Consider the following 21,458-nt stretch of genomic DNA (forward strand, 5'->3'; position numbering starts at 1 on the left):
CAGAGAAGCCATCACTCAACATCACCAATGCTGAAAAGTCTGGGCTGATGGCGATGGCTTAAACCGATCTCAGGTTACTTAAGTAGTGGTACTTGGGTTTTGTTGCTTACCGATTCCATCCAATCTTTCACGGTGTTGTCCCATCGGATTTCTGTGGCACTGAAGAACCCGCGCAAAATAGAAAATAAGATCGCTTCGTCTACCAAAGTCACATGCTGGTAGGAATCGAGATTCAACACGCTCTTCGCACGTTCAATGAGCGCTTCTACCTCTTTCGCAATGTTGGGTGTGTCTTGCAGAAGTGCATCAAAATTGAGTGCATCCGTTTCCTTTTTCGCGTGCCAAGCGAGCTGTGCAGATTGAGTGGCAAACTCTGGTAAATCCATGTTTGACCAACGCGGGTAACCCACTTTCTGCAGTGGAAGAAACGCGATTTTTTGCCAATCCAGCGCTTGTTGAGATGGTTGACTTGTTTCACTTGATGTTGCCAGTTCAAGGAAGTAAGCGATGATATCTAGACTTTCTGCCATCGCTTCACCGTTGTCTTTGATAAGAAGTGGCACTTGCTTGGTTCCAATCAGGTCTGTTGTGGTTTTGTCATCGTCATAAGCAATATTGATGATGTCGAGTTGGATATTCAGCATGCCAGCAACATAGCGGACGCGAGCACTGAATGGGCAATGTTCGTAAATGTAGAGTTTCATAGTGTTTTCCTATCGATTCGTATTGTGTAGCCCCGCTTGTTCGGGAGGCGTTAAGTCAGGGCTACCAGTAGGGATGAAATTAGTTGTTGAAGCTTGGTGTTAGCTCAGTTTGTTTGCTTTCTTTGCGGTTCGCCTTGGCGATGAATAGCAAACCAATCAGTGGAACAATGATGGCTGCGTAAGGGATCATGCCTGCGCCCATTTGGCTATCGAGCACCATGCCACCTAAGAAACCGCCAAAGGCATTGGCTAAGTTGAACGCAGAGATGTTTGCCGTCGCTGCTAATTCTTGACCTTCACCACCGTGGTTCATTACTCGAAGCTGCATTGCTGGCACGTTAGCGAATGACGCAATACCAAATACAAAGGCGGTGGCAATAAACAGAACTTTGCTGTCGACAGTTAGGCCGACCAGTACCAGTGACACAATCATTGCGATAGCCCAGAACATGGACGCTTTTTGTAGGTTTTTATCTGATGAACGACCACCCATGGTGTTGCCGACAATCAGACCGACACCAACGATAACCAAAATCCAAGTCACGGCACTTTCACCAAAGCCAGTGATGTGCATGGCGATAGGGGCGATGTAGCCATACAAAGTCATAAACCCCGACCAAGCAAATACGGTGATCGCAAGGCTGATAAGTAGCATTGGGTTTTTGAACGCAGCCAATTGCGCTTTGACATCTTTTGCTTCGCCATGACCGGTAGATTTGATCAATGAAGTGATGAAGAACAGAGCCACTAAACCAAAAGCGGCAACGGTTAAGAAAGTGGTGTGCCAGCCGAATTGCAAGCCAATCCAAGTACCGCCAGGCACACCTAAAACGTTAGCCAATGTTAGGCCTGCGAACATCTGTCCGACCGCACGACCTGCCATTTTTTCTGAAACCAAATTGGTCGCGACCACGGCTCCGATACCGTAGAAAGGACCTTGAACCAAACCTGTGATCACTCGGCTGACCATCAATACAAAGTAGTTCGGCGCGAAAGCGGACAATACGTTGCCGAGAATAAACAGCACCATTAGCCCAGCCAGTACGGCTTTCTTGTTAAAGCGTGCTAAGTAAATCGTAAGTAGCGGGCCGCCAAACACAATGGCAAGCGCGTAGGCACTGATTAGGTAACCCGCTTGCCCTTCCGTGATGGACAAAGAGTTGGCGACTTGAGGAAGGATTCCTGCAATAACAAATTCCGCGGTACCGATAGCAAAAGCTGCAAGCGTTAAGATCCATACCTGCAGCGGCATTTTTTCTTTATTCATGGGGGAATCTCTTTTTTTTATTTCGTTTGAACCCATTGGTGCCATGCTTTTTTATTTCTCTGGCACCTTGTTTTTATTTGCGGTTAGCTAAGCGTGTGTTGTTAGCCAAGCAGTGCGCCACCATCGACATCAATCACGGCGCCAGTCATGTAGCTGTTTTCAGTCAGAAGTCGATAAGCTTTTGCAACGTCACTGGCTTCGCCAACTTTGCCCACTGGTAAGCTATTTTGCGTGCGTTTGTACATGGTATTTCTGTCGTCTTCGTTCATGCCTTGATACGCCTCAGTTTTAGTCAAACCAGGGCTGACCGCATTCACTCTGATCGGAGCCAATTCTTTCGCCAGTACTTTCGTGGTCGCTTCAATGGCCGCGTTGATGGCAGTTTTGACGTAGGTGTTAGCAACCACTTTGCGCGATAACATGCCGGAAGTTAGCGTGATTGAGCCGCCTTTCTTGATGTAGCGTGCGCCATGTTTCGCCGCGTTGATGGCGCCCCAAAACTTGGTATCAAAAGCGTATTTTGCTTGGGAAACTTCCACGTCCATCACTTTGCCTGCCGGAGCATAAGAACCTGCTGTGACGATCAGGTGGTCAAAAGCACCAATGGTTTCGAAGTAGTGGTAAACCGACTGTTCATCGCTGATGTCTAACCCTGTTTTGCGGCTTGCTACGTGGACAACCGCATTGTCGCTTGCAAGTTGTTGGCTAAGTTCAGCACCAATACCTGATGTGCCACCGAGTACGACGTAGACAGTTTTTTCTGTTTTCATGATTTGCTTCTCCAATCTTGTTTCGTTGGAGCCAGTATATTGATTGGAAAAAATTTGATAATTGGGTAATATTTGAATTGATTATTCAGCTCAGTCGAATAATGAGGTTTTAGGAGGGAATGTGGACAAGTTTTCGGATATGACGCTATTTGTCAGCATAGTGAAGAACCAAGGGCTGGCGGCGGCTGGTAGAGAGCTCGGCTTATCGCCGGCCACGGTAACGGCAAGATTGCAGTCGCTGGAAGAGCGTTATGGGGTGAAACTACTTAATCGCAGTACAAGGCATATCTCATTGACGGACTCTGGTGTTATGTACCATCAGGCATGCTTGGAAATCATCGACAGCGTTAAAGAGACGGAGAACTTACTCCAAACTGGCACCAAAGAAGTGCGCGGCACACTTAAAATCTCGGCTCCTCGTGATATTGGTAAGCAATACATTTCGCCAATACTGTCGGAATTTAGTCAGCTCTATCCCGATGTGATCCCTTATCTGTATTTGAACGATAACTTATCCAACTTAGCTGAGTCCGGTTTGGATATTGTTATCCGATATGGGGAGCTAGCCGACAGTAACCTTATCTCTCGCAAACTGGCGTCCAGTCGCCGAGTGCTTTGCGCTTCTCCTCAGTATTTGGCAAAGAAAGGCACGCCGATCACGCCACAAGATTTAGCACAGCACGATTGTTTAGCCATGGTTCGCAGCAATGAAGAGTTGAAAACATGGCACTTTCAAGATGAAGATCAGCACAACGTTATTACTGTCGTACCGAAGCGGTTTTCTGATGATGGCGAAGTGATTCGTCAATGGGCATTAGATGGGGCGGGGATTGCGTTGAAATCGATTCTCGATGTACAAGAAGACATCAAACAGCAGCGTTTAGTGACGGTGTTAAATGGCTATATGAAGAACTTCAACGCATCGACCTCCTCTGCAGGTGCAGATTTGAACGTGATTTACCTGAGCCGCCAGTATCAACCCAAGCGACTTCGTTTGTTTTTGGACTTCTTGATTGAGCGCTTCCATAGTCAGTTTCCGGAATAAGCAAGAATTAGACGGCAATCCGCAATTGAGGCCATGTGATTAGCCAGTTTTTGGATTCTACCCGAGATTGAAACAGCGCTAATGTTCGCTTGGGATTGTAAGTAATCTGACCTTCAAACAAAGACTCAAATCCGAACGCTGAAATGCACTCTATCTGATTCTTTTCGTTCAATCTGGCAGCAACCGCCGTTTCTTTCTCTGGCCAGTAGCCCATCGCATCTAAGGTACTTTGGTAAGGTTTATCACCATTCTTTAGGTGCATGTTTACTTGATTGCGTACTTGCCAGTTGACCTCTGGCATCAAGGCGTTTAGCTGCGTTTCGTATTTGAGGTTGGCCTGATCGTCCGATTCACTCGGATCGAAATAAACAACATCAAGATCGTTTAATGGTGTTGGATTTTGCTTTTGGTGAAGGTGATCCCAAACTAGGTTTCGTACAAAGCCCGCAGCAATGTAGCAATCTGGTAAAGCCAGTGAGCGAACACACTCCAATGCTTGAATGCGAAGTGGATCTTCTGCCAACAACTGAGCAAGTTTATCTTCAAGCATCGGCATTACTTCGCTGGTGGCAGTTCAATGCCCAATTCTTCGCGTTTTCGCTTACTCAAGCCAAGTGCAACCAATCGATAAGATTCTGATAAATAGTACTTTAGCTCTTCGTCTAGGCGTCCGGAGGTTTCCGTTTGCTGAATCCACTTCATTCCACGGTTTGCGAAATAAGGGGCGGGAATATAACCCTCATAATCACTTAAAAAATCGAAGTTTAAAGGGGAAGTCTTAAACGTAAATGCAGGCTGCTTGTCTTTACTCCAGCCACCAATAGCAAACACCTTTCCACCGACTTTCCAAACGTGCGCATCACCCCATTGAACAACATGAGAAGTGGCAGTGAATGAGCCGCAGAATTGATTAAATTCATCGTATGTCATTGGGTTACCTCAATAGTGATTAGCTTAAATTTTGGGCTAGCTTAGTGATGTGTGCAATCAAAGCCAAGTGAGATTTTGAGGTTTCCCTTCTATGGCGATAGATGCCGACAGTACCCGGCTTGGGCTGTGAGTCCACGGTTAAGATTTTCAACCCTAACGATTGTAAGTAATCGCTCAGGTGGCTGGTATAAGACATCACGGCTATGCCACTTTTTAGTACATCAATACTCGCGAGTAACGAATCGACTTCGTAAGTTGGGCGGTCATCAAGTTGCTGACGTTCCCTTTCGTTTTGCTTGGGAATTGGGTTGTCTAAAACATGGTTAAACTTTTTTGCATCATAGGTGACGGATAGGGCGGGGTATTCATGGAGCATTTGTTTTGTCACCACTTTACCCAAAAGTGGATGATTGGGAGAGACAAAGTAGGCGTCAACAGTTTGAAATAAAGGAATAAAAGTAACATCACACTTTGACGACAAACCTACAATTTCATGACCAATGAAGAATTCAATTTGCTCATTAATCAAAGAATCCATTAAACCCAAATGATTGCCAAATTCGACGTGTGTGGATTCGGATGGTTGATGAGACAAATGTTCATCTAAGGCTTGCTTTACGAACAAAGGCCACCAAGCGTCCCCGGTTCCTATTTTTATTTTGCCGACTTGATACTGCTTCCTCTCTTCAATGCCTTGCATCATTTGATTGTATTCGTGCTGCATCGCATCGCTATGACGATAGAGAATACGACCAAATTCGGTTAGAACCATGCCGCTTTGGTGGCGTTCAAAGAGTGTGACGCCAAGAGACTCTTCCAGCTTTTTTAAATTACTCGTCATTGTTGGTTGGCTTAGTCCGGCCATCCTTGCGGCGGCACTTATGCTTTGACAACGAGCAATCAGTAAAAATTGCTGTAGAGATTTGTCCATTGTTATTCCCCTTTTTGAAACAAGGTTTCTTGGGGGTATTGTGCACAATTTCTTTTATAAATCACAAATCTGCTATCTGACATAATTGAATTTATTAGTGTTTCATAGATCTAAATCACTATTGGTAAGCAACATATAGATATTGTCTATAAAGCTGGCGCTGTTACCTATTTTTCTCTGAAGAGCGTGTTCCTTAGACTGTCGCCAAAATAACAATCTAAGGGATGAACATGAAACCAAGTTTTATTGCGCTTGCTATTGCTGCAACGATGGGATTAGTTGGATGTGGTTCAGATTCTGATACCACGGAGATCGTCGATAAACCGATTATTTCGGAAGATCTTTACTTGCGCGGATTGAATGGCGATTGGGGGACTGCGGAACACGCGAAGCTGAACTATTTAGGGAACAACGAATATGAGACGGTTCTGCGTGTAGCGCGAGGTAGTAATCAATTCAAGATTGCCGATCCTGGCTGGCAAATTCAATACACCCATTTTGAACAGCCTGCGATGTTTGATGAAGCTCAGGATTACTTACCAAAACCAGAGACGAATGAAGCGTGTATGAATGACGACTGCAATTCGGAAATCACGTTTGAAGATAAAGGTTACTATAAATTCTCTGTGAGTTTTGCGGATGAAAGCAGCGCGATGATGACCGTAACAAAAGCCACGCAAGAAGAGGCGGAGAAGTACTACTCAGATGCTATTTTGGACCCTGAAATGGTGCATGAGGGGCATCAAAATAAAGAGCTAAAACTGTTCCGAAACTACGATGACAGTAATGAAACGGTGACTTTTTCTGTCAAAGATCCTAAAGCAGATCTGCGCGAGTTTGGCATCTCAACTACGACGGAGCTGCGAGACGCTCTGGATCAAGGCATGGTGATTACGGAGAAAGAAGGGCCTCGCGTTGTTTCTGGCGATCTCGCGTTTGATGCACTGTTCGCTTTGACGATGAAAGAGCTCGATCAACTTGCGGTGTCTGAAATCAAAGACGGTAATTACAATTACAACAAACCAATAAAGGCAGAAGTGTTTGAGACAGGTGCCAAGTGGCATTACGTTTGGACTCGTGATTTGGCATATGCGGCCGACCTTTCCCTAGCGTTGATGAATCCTACGCGTGTTGAAAACGGTTTGGAATTCAAGTTATCAGTCTTCCGAGACTCAACTGATCAACAATACGATGGCGAGCAAATCGTCCAAGATACAGGCACTGGTGGCAGCTGGCCGATCAGTACCGATAGAACAACTTGGGCGCTAGGCGCAGAACGTTTACTGTCGGCACTGGATGGCGAAGCTTACAACCAATTTGCAGAGCGCGCTTACAACGCGGTTAGCAACACGCTAGAAGCCGACCGTTTAGCGGCGTTTGATCAAGATTCAGGCCTTTACACGGGAGAACAGTCGTTCTTGGACTGGCGTGAGCAGACATACTCTACTTGGACGCCAGATGATGTTAATGCGATTGGTAGTAGCAAGGCGCTATCAACAAACGTGGTTCACTATCGAGCAATGCGCTTGGCGGCGAAGTTGGCAGAACAATTTGACTCGAAAAACGCGGTGAAATACGCAGATTGGGCTGAGCAATTAAAAACGGCAATCAATACCAAGTTTTGGAATGAACAGCGTGGTATGTACGTGAGTTACTTGTTCGATAACGGGCAGGATATTGCGGTCGATAAATATGACATGCTTGGGGAAGCGTTGGCGATCATAAGCGGTATTGCAAGCAATGAACAAGCGAAGCAAATCATGGAAAACTATCCTCACAGTGAGTTTGGTGTGCCAGTTTATTTCCCTCAACAACCTGATGTTCCTGTGTATCATAACCGTGCTATTTGGCCATTTGTCACCGCATATAGCTTGCGTGCTGCACATCGTACTCAAAACGTGGCAGCGGCTAACAATGCGATTCAATCCCTAGTTCGCGGTACCGCAACGAACCTATCAAATATGGAAAACTTGGAGTGGTTGTCTGGCAAATCGTTCATTATTCACAGTGATCATGGTGCAGATGCTTCTTTAGATGGCCCTGTGATCAACTCGCAGCGCCAGCTATGGTCGGTAGGTGGTTACCTCAATATGGTGGTCGAAACTATCTTTGGTATTCACACTGAAACAGGGCAATTGGAAGTTAAACCGTTCATTACAGGATGGGTTCGCAATCAACTTTTTGCTCAATCAGATCAGATTACATTGGAGAACTTTAGCTTCAAGGGTAAAAGCTACTCTGTGACAGTTCACTTGCCAGAAGTACAAGATGAGTCAAACGGTTACTATCCAGTGGAAGAGGTGACGGTTGATGATAATGGTCACTACCAAGTCACCTTGGGTAGCCTTGTTGCTGACGACAGCAGTATAAAAGTGGTTGATGGAGTTAAACCTTACGCAACGGAGAGCGAAAAAGTCTTTTCTCCAAAAGAGCCTAAGCTTGATGTCGCTCGCGCTAACAATAATGTGACGATTGGTGTAACTAGTGACTACAACATTAACTTGTACCGCAATGGTCAGCTTATCCAAAATAATGTAAATGGTAAGCAGTTCAGCGATACGCTCAATGGTTTTTCATGTTACTTAGCTGAAAGCATTAACAAACAAGGTTTCCGCTCCAACCCAAGTGAGCCAATATGTATCGGCAAAGAAATTCGCGTGAAATTAGAGGGGGAGTATCAACCTTTAACAGACGATGTTGATGTGGTTACGGTGAGCAAAGACAGTGGTGATGTAAATGGTCTGAGTGCTTTCACCGTCCCTACCAACGGGCGATACCAGTTGGCGGCGTGGTATAACAATAACTTAGGCCAACTAAACACCGGTATTACTAACGCAGTGAAAGAGCTCGAAGTTCTCGACGAATCTGGTCAGTCAGTTGGTAAAGGTTACATTCAAATGGGCCATATTGGTGAGAACAAAGGCATGCGTTACTCAACACCGATTGAAGTTTCCTTGGAACAAGGCAAATCATACCGACTGGTTCTCAAAGACCATTTCAATATGAGTTACTTGAAATCTAATGAAACCTACATTTACTCGGGTGGTGTAGATGGCGAGATGAACAAAGCGCAGATTGCTGATATCCGAATCACACCGCTTCAATAACGTGAATTGTAGTTCTGAGAAAAAGCCGCTGGTTTATCCAGCGGCTTTCTATTTAAGTAACCACTGGATGTTCGTTGTGACGTGAATGCTCAGAAAAGTGCTCACCAGCGCTTGGATTCCGACATGCTAGTGGAGAGATGATCGATAAAGGCTCTTAATAACGGTGTGACTTGTTTTCGCGTACCATAGATGGCATGAACGCCTAACGTTTTTGGGTGCCATTCTGGTAACAGCTGAATCAATTTCCCCTCAGTGAGCAAATCCTTCACGGTTGGATAGGGCTGTAAGCTGATTCCGTTACCATTTAAAGCGGCAGCAAGCAGTACTTCTGGGGTATTCGCGCTGATATTGCCTTTGATGGAGACTGATTCATCACCGTTTGGTCCAGAGAATATCCACTCAGAACGACCAAAATAGCTAAAGGAAAGACAATTGTGGTGTCCTAGGTCTTGGGCGTTTAACGGTGCGCCTTTTTGTTCGATGTATTTGGGGGACGCACATATCACCGAGCGGCATTCACCTAATTGCTTTGCTACGACATTAGCAGGCAACTCATTGGTGATACGTATGGCAAGATCAATGCGTGATTCCACGAGGTTTACGGTTTCATCTGTCGACACAATATCAATCGCCACATCAGGCCACTGTTCAACAAAGCATGTGATTGCATCAATGAGGAAGCTACTCACGATGGAATAGCTCGCGGTAATACGCAATTGACCTTTTAAATTCACTCGATTTTGATTTCGGATTCCGCTTAAGGATTCTTCAAGTGCAAGTAGCTCTCGTGCAATCTCAAGCGTCTCTTTCCCTGCACTGGTTAAACTGAGGCTTCGAGTTGTGCGGTGGAGCAGACGAGTATCCATCCACTTTTCGAGCTCACCTAAATAACGTGTCACTTTGGTTCGCGACAGATCGAGGTGTTCTGCTGCTGCACTCAAACTGCCACGCTCTACGATCGTGACAAAGACGTTCATTGCCTCAAGTCTGTCCATTCTGTTGCTTCACCGTAGGAAAATCACTGTCACAGTATATGACCGAATTTCGCAACAGTGAAAGTTAATTTGCTGTCTATTTCATCTAAAACCAATCAAATAAGATGGCCTCAACATGAAACGAGCCGCATGAATTGGTTCTCTAATACGGAATAAGATGATGAATAAGCGTTCAATTACTCTACTGGTCACCGCACTAGCGGCATCGAACTATGTGTCGGCTGCGGACTTAACGATTACCCACTACAACCCCGGTGAAAATGCGATCTTTCCTGCAAGCTCTGTGCTTGTTTCTGGTGAAAAAGAACTGATGTTGTTTGACGCGCAATTTAGCGTCAAAGATGGAAAAAAGTTGGTGGAACAGATTAAAAAGAGTGGCAAAGAGCTGTCGATGATTTATATCAGCAGCGGTGACCCAGACTATTATTTTGGTCTAGAGCCTATTGTTGCGGCATTCCCTGATGTGAAAGTAGTTGCGAGTGAAGCGGTTGTTAAACATATCGAGCGAACAAAAGACGCGAAACTGGCGTACTGGGGACCTATTTTGGAAGAGGGAGCACCATCGAAAATTGTTGTGCCTACTGTACTCAATGACACCACTCTGACGCTTGAAGGTAAGCGCATTGAAGTAAAAGAAATCAATACTCATGATGCCTACCTTTGGGTACCTTCGGAGAAGACCGTATTTGGTGGTGTATCGGTTTACAGTGGTGTTCATGTTTGGATGGCGGACACTCAGTCGAAACAAGAGCGTGCTCAATGGTCTCAATCGTTAGAGCGCATGAAAGCACTGAAACCAAAAAACGTCATTCCGGGACACTACCTAGGTGATATGCCGAAAGGTGTGGAAGGTATTCAATTCACCATGAACTACATCGCAGACATTGAGCAGACGTTAGAAAAATTAAGCAAGCCATCTTCAAGCGAGATTTCGGCAGCGATGAAGGCTAAGTACCCACAATTTGCTGCAACAGAGGGCGATCTAGAATTGGGTGCGAAAGTGCTAAGTGGTGAAATGGAGTGGCATTAATCTAAGCCTGTTATTCGCCATACTACCCAAAAACAGCCCCTCATTGTGAGGGGCTGTTGTCGTAATAGCTTTGCCACTTGTCGACGTGGTTTACGATGTGATTGCTGATGAGTGGTAAGTAATTAAAGGCGTGTTCAAAGCTTCAGAACAATTCTTGCCGAGTTATGTCACATACTGACACATTCAAAATCGGTACATGACCGATTAAATAACCATACAAAAAGTCATATTTTTGGTGTCACAGATGATTGGTGTATTTGTCCCCAATAAATACCTAGTCTAACGTGCAAATTATCTGTTAATTCATCACGGTGATGGACGTCATATAACTTGATACAGTTTGGCCAATTTAGTGTCTGTAGGGGTGTTAACACACTTCTTCATTGTCATAAGAGTCGAACAGTATGGTAAATGATGTGGATTTAACCTTTTATGTTTCTGGGTTCTCCGGTGCATTTAAAGTCGAAAGCTTCCGGATTACGGAAACAGTCTCTTCTCCCTTTGAAATGAACCTGACGGTGTTGTCCGACGACGATGCCATCACGTTTGAAGCCTTAAGCCGAAAAATGGGCGTCCTGAGCCTGTTTGGTCAAGGTGTAGGAACGGCTCGCCAGTTTAACGGCAGTATCTCTGAACTTCGTTACTTAGGCTCTGGCCGCCGCTTCTCGCGCTATCATATTACCTTGGTTCCACACCTCTGGTTTCTCACTCAGCGTCAGGACTGTCGCATCTTTCAGATGCAAGCGCCTCCCGACATCATTCGTCAGGTTTTTGATGACGCAGGTATGAGCGATTACCGCTTTGAATTGTCAGCGCAATACGAAGCGAAAGAGTACGTTCTCCAATACCGTGAAAACGACCAGCATTTTGTGCAGCGATTAATGGCAGAGCATGGCCTTTGGTATTACTTTGAGCATAGCGAAGCTGGGCATACCATGGTCATTGTCGATAGCAACGATGCGATACCTGAGCTCATCAGTTCACCTACTAATGCTTCTTACCTAGGACCTGTGATTTATCATGCCCAAGGTGGTGGTACGCCAGATCGAGAACACATCTTCGACCTCGAACAAACGCATCGTACTCGCACTGGCATCGTCAGCTATGGCGATTACAACTATCTCACACCGAAAATCCCACAAGGAAAAAGTGCGGATGAAGGTCCGAACTTTGATTTGCAGCGCTACGACTATCTTGGCCGTTATACTTCACCAGACTTAGGGCAGCAGCGTGTAACGGAGTGGATGTCCGAATACACGGTGGACAGCCATCAGATTGAAGCTGCGAGCGATATCATGCGTCTCACCGCAGGCTACAGCTTCGATATCAGCCAGCATCCTCGTTTAGGCATCAACCGTGATTACCTCATGTTGACGGTGATGCACACTGGCTTTAACCCTCGTGTGCATGAGGAAGAGTCGAGCGATGAGCCTACAACTTATCACAATCAGTTTGTCTGCTTACCACGAGATGTGACATTCCGTGCGCCTAAAATGGCGTCACCTGTCGTTGATGGTCCTCAAACTGCCGTTGTGGTTGGTCCTGCGGGTGAAGAAATCTACACCGATGAATATGGACGCATCAAAGTTCAGTTCCATTGGGACCGTTACGCACAAAGCGATGAGCATAGTTCATGTTGGCTACGTGTCAGTCAATCAATGGCAGCACCCAACTGGGGAGCAGTCTATCTGCCTCGCATTGGTCATGAAGTGATTGTGACCTTCCTAGAAGGTGACCCAGACCGCCCACTAGTGACGGGCGCGGTTTACAACGGTTTACACACGCCGCCATACCCATTACCAGAAAACAAAACGCGCACAGTGTTTAGAACCCAAAGTCACAAGGCTGAAGGTTACAACGAAATGTACTTTGAGGATGAGAGTGACCAAGAAGAGGTTCACTTCCGCGCTCAAAAAGACATGAAGACCAAAGTGCTCAATAACCGTTATCGAGACATCGGAAATGATGAAGAGTTAAAAGTCGGTAACAACCAAGAAAACAACATCTTAGGCGACCGTAAAGAAGTCATTGATGGGCATAAAACCTCCATTACTAAGCAAACCTTTATGGATCAAGTTGAGGAAGATGTTCACGTCACTTACAACGCGAATGAATCCGAGAAAATAGCCAACAACCGAGATTTGTACATCGACGAAAATCGTCAAACTTTGATTGGTAAAGACGATTCACTGGATGTAGGGCAAGACCAAAACACGGTAATCATGGCATCGCGCTCTATTGATGTGGGGGCTGACGACACACATAGCATCGGCAATAACCTCAGTGTCGAAGTGAACGGTAACACCTCTATCCGCTCTGATGGCGAAACGGCGGTGGTCTCAGCGGATGAAATCAAGTTCCTCGTTGGTGCATCCAGCTTAGTGCTAAAGAGCAGCGGCAACATCCATTTAAACGGCACCTCCATTACCATTGATGGTGCGAGTAGTGTCACCGCAACGGGTGGAAAAGTAGACATCAATCCGGGCGGCGCGGCAAACGGTAATAACAGGGTTTCTACAAGGCGTCCTAAAGGATTGTCTATCGCGAAGAAAACACCACCTGTTATGTCTCCGGCCACTTATAAAGGGTTTGTTGAAGACGGTGGCTTAATGCAAGAACTGTGTGATTGTGGGAGCGGTAAAACATGTCAAATACACAGCTAAATCCAAACTGGCGAATTCAAGCCAATGCCCAACCGAACCTAATTACGAATCAACAAGCGTACGCGATTATCGAACCTCTTCTTTGGCCTGAATGGAAAAAGAAATTGGAGGCGCATCTTGAGTCATTCGAGGTTATCCCGTTGATGGCTGGTACTCGTCTATCACACCTCAATGAGGGGCCTGTCTTAGTTTCTATCGGATCATCAGAAGAGGCACTTCAGGCATGCGTAGCTAAGATGAGCCAGACACCTTGTGGTTGTTTGGTTTGGAGCTCGCCATCTTACTCTTCTTCGGAGGTCGCAACCTCATTGCGTCAGCGTCTCTTTGTATCGCGCAATCAAGGAGAAGCATTGTTTCGATTTTATGAGCCCAGAACTCTAGTACCTTTAATGGCAGCATTAAGTGATGAGGAGCGACGACAAATGTTTCCTTTACTCTCATCTCTGCATTGGCATAGCAAACAATGGCTAAGTATTAACTTATTCCACGCTAATAAGGCTACTACGTCAATTCAACCTTGGACACTCTCGCAAGAACAACTGAGCACAATGCAAAACATTGCGCAGCAATGGTAATGGACGCGTTTCATGAGTAACAAAACCTACGTAATTAAACCCGGTGACACCCTTATTGGCATCGGTATCGAGCAAAGTGTTAACTTCAACATCTTGTTAGAACTAAACCCCAAGTACCAACCAAATCCTGATTTAATCCAAGTTGGCGATACGTTAATCCTTCCTAGTCAGGAAGAGGAAGAGCCTATCCCTGTCGAGTTTCCGGTAGAGCCAATCGCCAAAATGTGTCCAAAAGAGAAAGGGACAATTGTTGTGCCGCCTTTGTGTGAACCAAAGGAAATTGAAGATATCATTTTTGCCACGGGTGAATCAGCGAACCGATTCTATTGCCTAACGAAAGAATCGGTGGAAAAGCTTGATAAGGAAATCGAAGAAACGACGAAGTTATTTCAATGCTACAGTGACCTAGTCCATCAAGCTCCAACGGGCAAAGAAACATGGGCTGAGTTGGAAAAGCATACTCAAAAGCGAGAAGCCCTATGTGCCGACCTGATATACGCAGGCATATTGCCAGATCCCAGCCGTAAGAATCCAGCAAGTGTCAAAGCAGAACAGTCTCGAAAAGAAAAGGCTGAGAGAGAAAAAGCTTTAGAAAACCAGCGAATGGCTAACGCTAAAGTAACCGAGTTGAAAAAGCGTATCCGCTACATTGAGGAATACTCAAATTGGTTTGGCTCTGAAGATTCAGCCATTGAGCTAAAAGAGCGTTTGACTGCGACAGTCGTACCAAACCTTAAGAAAGAGCTTGCGACGTGGGAAAAGATGGCCAAAGTCCCACCAACCAAAGAGAGCTCTTCTGGCAAGCTTGTTGATGCTAAAAAAATGGCGGTAAAAGAGAGAGCATTGGATGGCATTGTAACAAATACTGGGGTTAGAGAGTTGTACTCGATTAATCGCGGCGTTTACACCTATGTTCGAGAAGCATTCTTTCAAGAGGAAACAACCGTTCGTAACAGTTGGCGAAACACCTCTAATACCAACAACGCAAACCGAGCATTACGTACGGGAAATATCAAAGAATTTGGTAAAGCTATCGCTGACGATATCACCAGCGACCTTGAGCAGAAAAAGCTTGCTCCTGATATTAAAGCCAACCTTGCGAAGTGGCAGGCGCCCGGTGGAAAAATTGCTGAATGGAAATCGACGGATACACTCTTACGCGACGATGAAGGCAATACAATGTTTGCGGTGAGTTCTGAGGCGCAACTTGGTCGCTGGGGAATGCAAGCGGCTGTCGATGCTGAGTTAAACCCATTTGAGAAAGATGAGCACGGTAATGCGAAAGGAAACGTAGATTTAGGTGTAGGTGCTTCTGCGGGCTTTTCTGCTTTTGAAGCGGCCATTACGGCAGAAGTCTTCTTACCTAGCGATGCGGGTTATACGCCATGCCTAAATTACACCGATGCGAATGGTCAGCCAGCCTTACACTCCTTTGGCAGTTTTCGCTTTAATGCCAAAATGAAAGTGGGTTGTTTTGTGGGCGTAGTTGCTCAAGCAAAAGCAGGTATCAGTAACAGAAGACCGGAAACTGGTGATGATGTAGGGATATTGTTTGACCCTCATGTGAGCATGGGCAACGCAGGAGGCGGTCAAATAGGCATCAAGGCCAGTGTTTTTGGTGGTGGCCAGTTAAGTGGAGAGTTTGCAGGTGGCGTTCAATGGAAAGCGCCAGAAAACGATAAAATCACAAACTTTAACTCTTTGGCTGAAATTCAGACCGAAGGTAATGTTTCCGTTGGTGGTGGTTATAACGCAGATTTCGAGCTTTACCTTCGTGGGGGGCAATTTTTTTTAAAACTATCTGCGAAGTTGGTTTGGGGGGCAGGCGGTGGCGGCGGTTTTGCGGTTGCTATCAATGCACAAGAAATTTGGAATTTAGCGAAAGTAATCTGGCAAGGGCTTCAGTATGTAGATTACCGGATGCTGAAGAACATCAATAACCAAGCGTATGAATACTTGGTTGATGCTGCTTATTTTGCATTTGCTGCCGCTGATATTATCAAATCGCCAGATGATGCCCTTAAAATGACAGTTACTGCCGGGAAAGCTAGTATTGATTTTATAAAGGCTGAGAGAAAAAAATACCTAGCTCTAGAAAAAGAGGCGGCCGTTCTTTCCGATAGAATTTTAAACACATCGACACGTAGCGGTGTACCGTTTGATCAGCTTCCGCCGGAAGCAATAGGCCGAATGCTAGATACTCTTACTCGAACATTTCTTCTAAATTGGGAAGAAAAGCAAGAAGACGCTATTTGCACTTTGTTGTCACAAAGTACTTACAGTTGGCACAAGTTTGAAGAGATCTTAGCGAGAATGAATGAAAAGGGAGAAAAAGAACGTGGGGAGGATACTCTTTTTGATAACATCCAACGTCTAAATGCCATTCTTGATGGGTCTCAACAACGAGAGTTTAATAGGTGGGTGGCATCACTAGCTGAGAAGAACTTGAGTAAAGAGGTAGCAAATGCTCCATTTGCTCCTTACAAAGGTAAAGCCTTTGCACGCAAGCTAGCTCATGTAAATCAGCAATATGCATCAATCTACGGTGGCTCTACGCCTAACCAATACGTTTAAATATTGGCCCTTTCGGGCCAATATTATTTGGAAATCGGTTTTGGATCGTGAATCGTACAACGGAAGCTGTGGGTTGGGGAGTAAGCGTCAAGAACAGGATCTTTACCAAAACGGTCAAAGGTTTTTACTCCTCCACCATCTCGAACAACCTTTTGAATACCATTTTCCGGTCCTTGCGGGTTGTGTTCAGGTGAGTTTAGGTAATACTCTTTTGCATACCAATCATTAACCCACTCCTGAATACCATTACTCATCCCATATATCCCCAGAGGATTTGCTGGCCATTGACCAATATATTCTTCACTACTCGTACTACTATTTACTTCTGAAGGGAGTATATCTATATATTTACCCATATCTGGATCAAAATATTGTCCTTCAGTTAGAGAACGATAACCATCATTGGTTGCATAGTAATAATGCTGTCCGCGACTCCTTGCCGCAAACTCCCATTGCGCTTCTGTCGGAATATCAAATTCTAAAGTGGAAACTTTGCCCAACCACTGACAGTAATCCTTTGCCTCTTGCCAAGATTTTGTATATGCAGCCTCATTGTTTTTCAAATTGTATTCAATAGCTTTCTTATATTTTTCATCTGTCCGCTCCATAGGCTTTGTCTTCAAAGGAATTACACTAATGAAGTTAGTGAGGGCTACCGGTAAGCCATTTATTTGACGCATCCATTCCATATCTAAAAAGCTAGTTTCATATTTAGAAATCGAATAAGAATCGAGAGTAACTTTATGTAAATGTTGGGCTCCAGATAGATTAGTAGCAAAGTTAAAACACTGCGCGTCTGGAGACCAATCTAAGCGGTTTTCAGTTTTTGTTGGGAAATCACAATCCATCTTGAAATCACCCATATCGAAGCTTCCGCCTTCGACGAACACCATGTTCTCGATCGCTCGGACCACCACTTCTGCCGCTTTCTGTTTCTGATCTGGAGTTGCTTCTGGATAAAGCTCATTGATATTCGACACAATCGTATCGATTTGCTTTTGTGAGACCGTCTCGCTAGACACCTTAATTGCTGAACTTTCGCTATTGCACGCAACCAATAGGGGAAGCACACAAGCCATACCTAACCATCTGTTTTTCATTTGGTATTCCTTTTACTTTATGTGCATATTTTACGCAAAAATAAAAGGAGAGAACAGTTTCAAAGGCACTGTATTACTAGTTATAACGACGGCGTTCCTGCTTTTGGGCGAGTAGATTCCAAACGCGCTGGATAAAACAAAGCCGCTGAGATTATCAGCGGCTTTGTCGTTTTAACTCGGTATCTAATTACTTAGCTACCTGCACGCCTTACACACCGTTAAGCAGTGAAGCACTCACTCGCAAAAGAAAACAAATTACCACGCGCAATGATGAATACTTGCCGTATCGATAAACCTAACAAGCGAGGAAATTGGTCGTTGTGACCGATTTCCTCTCTTTCCCCTTTACTTAGCTGGCGTGATTTGCTGAAGCGCGCAACGAAAGCTCACCGATGGGAAGTACCACTCTAAGACTGGTATATCATGTATACGTGAAAAGACCATAGTCATTCCTGCCGCATCACGAAGCACTTTTTCCGTGCCAGAGTCAGGGCCTTGCGGATTATATTCCGGTGAATTCTGGTAATATGTTGGTGAGTACCAATCATTGACCCACTCGCTTACCTGATTAGACATGCCTGCTATTCCCAACGGGTTTGGGGGATAGGAGTCAACATTTTCGATATCTGTTGAGCTGTTGACTTCACTCTCTTTGTAATCCACGTTACGCCCCATCTCTGGATCGAAATAATGAGAATTGTACATTTGACGATAACCATTATTTGTCGCGAAATAAACCATTTCTCCACGACTTCTTGCTGCATATTCCCATTGCGCTTCCGTTGGTAGATCAAATGGTAATGCGCTGATATCACCTAGCCATTGACAATAGTCTTTCGCTTCTTGCCATTTCTTTGCAGATGCCGCAGTATTTTGCCCGTCCTCCATTGCATACACATAACGTTCAGAATCTCGTTCAACAATTGCTCGGTCAGATGAACCATTATAAAAGTCTTTCGCTACTGGTAATCCATTGATCCATCGCATCCATTCCATATCGACAAAGCGTGTTTCAAATTTTGCAATAGAGTACGAATCTAATGTGACCTTGTGCAGGTTATAAGCCCCTGTTTCACCGCTGGATGGGTCACTCGAACACTGCACGCCTGGAGACCAGTCAATACGATTTGGTGTACGACTTGGCACTTCGCAAGGAGCGCCGAAATCGCCCATTTCAAAGCTACCGCCTTCAACAAATACAAGTTCTTCAATCGCTCTAACTACGGTTTTGGCTGCTCTCAGCTTTTGCTCTGGGGTTGCTTCTGGGTAAAGCTCATTGATATTCGACGTTATCGTATCTATTTGCTTTTGTGAGACAGTCTCGCTAGACACCTTAATTGCTGAGCTTTCGCTATTGCACGCAACTAATAAAGGAAGCGCACAAGCCATACCTAACCATCTGTTTTTCATTTGGTATTCCTTTTACTTTATGAGCATATTTTACGCAAAAATAAAAGGGTAGAACAGTTTCAAAGGCACTGTATGACTAGTTATAACGACTGCGTTCCTGTTTTTGGTCATGTTGCTAATTCATATAGAAAACATTTATTTTTCTAATGCGGCATGCACCTTCATTACTTGTTCTTCAAACACGCTTTTGACTTGTTGGTTGTTGCTTTTAGCTACGGATACCCATTGGAGGCCAGTTTCATCGATATGTTGGAATTCAATTTGTAGTTCGTATTTTCTTGTTGAGCCAAGAGCGGTAATGATGCCAGCCGTAAAGGCGACTGGCGCGGTAAGCATCCCAAATGATTCTGGACAGACCATCCAAACGACGCTAGAAACAACCAAGCCAATGCAAAGCATGCGCAATGCATGATCTTTTAAAGTATTGGCCTTAACTCGTACCCTTTTGATTTTATTCAATTGGTATTGATCTTGCCTAAAAGCAAACTGGGATTGAGTGATTTGAAAATCTTGTGCAGAAACCATCGACAATTCCTTTGTTTTGCATCTACATCAGAGTGCTTATAGGAATATCACCTATAAAGCTAATGAATCAATGGGGGCGTAAATAAATGAGTGGGTTAATCACAGATATGTAAATGATTGATTAGTTGTAGAGACTTCAAACATTTTTAGATTCAGGTGAGCATTTAGATAAAACAAAGCCGCTGGTATTATCAGCGGCTTTGTCGTTTTAACTCGTTATCTAATTACTTAGCAGTTTGCGGACGTGGCTTGCGACGTTGTCCTGATGGCTTATTGCCTGACGGTTTACCGTTTGAAGGCTTTGTGCCAGCTGGCTTGCCGCTGTTAGGCTTGCGGTTACCTGATGGTTTGCCACCGTTACCGTTTTTATTTGCGCCCGGTTTGTTCGCTCCAGACTGGTTGCTATTCGGCTTGTTACCGCTTGGCTTGCCGTTTGAACGAGCTTGATCGTCACGATTGCCTTTTGGTTTACCAGCGCCGCCTTTACCTGCTTCACCTTTGCCGTTTTTGTTGTCGCTGTTGAAGCGACGCTTTGGTTTGTTGTTACCGCCGCTGTTTTTCTTCTCAGCGGTTTGACTGTTTTCACCTTCTGCTTTTGGCTTCTTAGGCTTTTTCGGTTTCTTAGGCTTGATTGGGCGAGTATCCAATTTAGATTCTGGAACCACATTGGTTGGTGCAAAGCCCGCTAGCTCTTTACGTGGAAGCAGTTGTTGAATCAAACGTTCGATGGCAAAAAGCTCTGATGCTTCAAGTGCGCACACTAGAGAAATCGCTTTACCAACTTCTCCAGCACGGCCTGTACGACCGATACGGTGAACGTAATCTTCTGCCACTTTTGGTAGCTCGAAGTTAACCACTTGAGGAAGCTGAGGAATATCGATACCGCGTGCGGCGATGTCTGTTGCTACCAGCACACGAATCTCGCCAGATTTAAAATCAGCCAACGCTTTAGTACGAGCACCTTGGCTCTTGTTACCGTGGATCGCTGCCGCTGGTAGCTTTTCGTCCACTAAGAATTTCGCCAGGCGGTTTGCACCGTGTTTAGTGCGAGTGAAGACCAGTACTTGTTTCCAATCACCATCTTTGATCAGTTTTACCAGCATCGGCGCTTTCTTCTTCACGTCTGATGGGTAAATGCTTTGCTCTACAGTGCGTGCTGTAGAGTTTGCAGGGTTCACTGAAATCTCAATCGGGTTGTTCACAAGGCCTTTCGCAAGGTCACGAATCTCATTCGAGAATGTCGCAGAGAACAGTAGGTTTTGACGTTGCTTAGGCAGCAAATCAAGAATCTTACGAATGTCGCGGATGAAGCCCATATCCAGCATGCGGTCCGCTTCGTCCAATACGAGTACTTCTAGTTGGTCGAACTTCACCGCGTTTTGGCTGTAAAGATCCATCAAGCGGCCTGGGGTTGCAACCAATACGTCAGCACCTTTACGTAGACGCTGCATTTGTGGGTTGATCTTAACACCACCGAACACAACAGCACTGTTTAGCGATAGGTGACGGCTGTACATGAACACGTTTTCTTGTACTTGAGCTGCAAGTTCACGCGTGGGTGTAAGAATAAGTGCACGAACGTGATTACTACGAACGCGAGGGCCGTTTGACAAGCGTTCTAGGATTGGCAGAGTAAAGCCCGCTGTTTTACCCGTACCAGTCTGCGCTGCTGCCATGACGTCTTTCCCTTCCAGAATTGCAGGAATTGCTTGAGCCTGAATTGGCGAAGGGGTGTCGTAGCCTTTTTCCTGAATAGCTTTAAGGATTGGAGCAGATAGACCTAACGAGGTAAAACCCATATGTATGATTCTCAATTGTCGAGTTTGATAACA

At 45.1% G+C, this 21,458-nt stretch carries 17 protein-coding genes; 6 read left to right on the forward strand and 11 right to left on the reverse strand.

Annotated features, from left to right (window positions below; genetic code table 11):
• Positions 1–74: 74 nt before the first annotated feature.
• The 3 genes from OQJ86_RS12150 to OQJ86_RS12160 all read right to left on the reverse strand — a co-directional run bounded on the left by OQJ86_RS12150 (position 75) and on the right by OQJ86_RS12160 (position 2,741).
• Positions 75–704 (reverse strand): GrxB family glutaredoxin, encoded by a 630-nt coding sequence (locus OQJ86_RS12150; RefSeq protein ID WP_265987914.1) that lies wholly within the window; start codon positions 702–704, stop codon positions 75–77.
• A gap of 79 nt (positions 705–783) precedes the next feature.
• Entirely contained in the window at positions 784–1,971 is a 1,188-nt protein-coding gene (locus OQJ86_RS12155) for an MFS transporter (RefSeq protein ID WP_265987915.1), read from the reverse strand.
• A gap of 101 nt (positions 1,972–2,072) precedes the next feature.
• A complete protein-coding gene (locus tag OQJ86_RS12160; protein WP_265987916.1) occupies positions 2,073–2,741 on the reverse strand; it encodes an SDR family oxidoreductase in 669 nt (222 codons plus the stop codon).
• Between the two features lie 121 nt (positions 2,742–2,862).
• Between OQJ86_RS12160 and OQJ86_RS12165 the strand changes: the two genes are divergently transcribed.
• Positions 2,863–3,786: a LysR family transcriptional regulator gene (locus OQJ86_RS12165; protein ID WP_265987917.1), complete on the forward strand. Its 924-nt coding sequence runs from the start codon at positions 2,863–2,865 to the stop codon at positions 3,784–3,786.
• Positions 3,787–3,793: 7 nt separating this feature from the next.
• Here the strand turns inward: OQJ86_RS12165 and OQJ86_RS12170 are convergent, their stop codons facing one another.
• From OQJ86_RS12170 to OQJ86_RS12180, 3 genes are read right to left on the reverse strand one after another with little or no spacing between them, the layout of a single operon-like run.
• On the reverse strand, positions 3,794–4,336 hold the full coding sequence (locus OQJ86_RS12170) for a nucleotidyltransferase family protein (RefSeq protein ID WP_265987918.1): 543 nt from the start codon (positions 4,334–4,336) through the stop codon (positions 3,794–3,796).
• 5 nt (positions 4,337–4,341) lie between these two features.
• Positions 4,342–4,716 carry an MmcQ/YjbR family DNA-binding protein gene (locus OQJ86_RS12175; protein WP_265987919.1) on the reverse strand — a complete coding sequence of 125 codons (375 nt, stop codon included), beginning with the start codon at positions 4,714–4,716 and terminating at the stop codon, positions 4,342–4,344.
• A 19-nt stretch (positions 4,717–4,735) separates the two neighbouring features.
• A complete protein-coding gene (locus tag OQJ86_RS12180) occupies positions 4,736–5,647 on the reverse strand; it encodes a LysR family transcriptional regulator (RefSeq protein ID WP_265987920.1) in 912 nt (303 codons plus the stop codon).
• Between the two features lie 230 nt (positions 5,648–5,877).
• Between OQJ86_RS12180 and OQJ86_RS12185 the strand changes: the two genes are divergently transcribed.
• Complete coding sequence (locus OQJ86_RS12185; protein WP_265987921.1) at positions 5,878–8,754, forward strand: MGH1-like glycoside hydrolase domain-containing protein; 2,877 nt, start codon at positions 5,878–5,880, stop codon at positions 8,752–8,754.
• A 101-nt stretch (positions 8,755–8,855) separates the two neighbouring features.
• Here the strand turns inward: OQJ86_RS12185 and OQJ86_RS12190 are convergent, their stop codons facing one another.
• Positions 8,856–9,749, reverse strand: a complete 894-nt coding sequence (locus OQJ86_RS12190) for a LysR family transcriptional regulator (RefSeq protein WP_265987922.1) — start codon at positions 9,747–9,749, stop codon at positions 8,856–8,858.
• Positions 9,750–9,909: 160 nt separating this feature from the next.
• Between OQJ86_RS12190 and OQJ86_RS12195 the strand changes: the two genes are divergently transcribed.
• From OQJ86_RS12195 to OQJ86_RS12210, 4 genes are all read left to right on the forward strand, one after another.
• Positions 9,910–10,779 carry a Vmh family MBL fold metallo-hydrolase gene (locus tag OQJ86_RS12195; RefSeq protein ID WP_265987923.1) on the forward strand — a complete coding sequence of 290 codons (870 nt, stop codon included), beginning with the start codon at positions 9,910–9,912 and terminating at the stop codon, positions 10,777–10,779.
• A 404-nt stretch (positions 10,780–11,183) separates the two neighbouring features.
• Positions 11,184–13,442: a type VI secretion system tip protein VgrG gene (gene tssI, locus OQJ86_RS12200; protein WP_265987924.1), complete on the forward strand. Its 2,259-nt coding sequence runs from the start codon at positions 11,184–11,186 to the stop codon at positions 13,440–13,442.
• Positions 13,424–14,017 carry a DUF4123 domain-containing protein gene (locus OQJ86_RS12205; protein WP_265987925.1) on the forward strand — a complete coding sequence of 198 codons (594 nt, stop codon included), beginning with the start codon at positions 13,424–13,426 and terminating at the stop codon, positions 14,015–14,017. Before tssI ends, OQJ86_RS12205 begins: the two co-directional genes overlap by 19 nt.
• A gap of 12 nt (positions 14,018–14,029) precedes the next feature.
• Positions 14,030–16,591, forward strand: coding sequence for a LysM peptidoglycan-binding domain-containing protein (locus OQJ86_RS12210; protein WP_265987926.1), 2,562 nt, complete (start codon positions 14,030–14,032; stop codon positions 16,589–16,591).
• Between the two features lie 23 nt (positions 16,592–16,614).
• Here OQJ86_RS12210 and OQJ86_RS12215 read toward each other — a convergent pair whose 3' ends face one another.
• The 4 genes from OQJ86_RS12215 to OQJ86_RS12230 all read right to left on the reverse strand — a co-directional run bounded on the left by OQJ86_RS12215 (position 16,615) and on the right by OQJ86_RS12230 (position 21,425).
• On the reverse strand, positions 16,615–17,691 hold the full coding sequence (locus OQJ86_RS12215; protein ID WP_122020385.1) for a formylglycine-generating enzyme family protein: 1,077 nt from the start codon (positions 17,689–17,691) through the stop codon (positions 16,615–16,617).
• Positions 17,692–18,036: 345 nt separating this feature from the next.
• The gene (locus OQJ86_RS12220; protein ID WP_265987927.1) at positions 18,037–19,101 is read right to left on the reverse strand and encodes a formylglycine-generating enzyme family protein; all 1,065 of its coding nucleotides are present in this window, start codon (positions 19,099–19,101) and stop codon (positions 18,037–18,039) included.
• Positions 19,102–19,236: 135 nt separating this feature from the next.
• Positions 19,237–19,626, reverse strand: coding sequence for a DUF6232 family protein (locus tag OQJ86_RS12225; protein ID WP_045463283.1), 390 nt, complete (start codon positions 19,624–19,626; stop codon positions 19,237–19,239).
• Positions 19,627–19,850: 224 nt separating this feature from the next.
• Entirely contained in the window at positions 19,851–21,425 is a 1,575-nt protein-coding gene (locus OQJ86_RS12230; protein WP_265987928.1) for a DEAD/DEAH box helicase, read from the reverse strand.
• Positions 21,426–21,458 lie beyond the last annotated feature (33 nt).

Source organism: Vibrio sp. Sgm 5 (genome assembly GCF_026241575.1).
Lineage (GTDB): Bacteria > Pseudomonadota > Gammaproteobacteria > Enterobacterales > Vibrionaceae > Vibrio > Vibrio jasicida.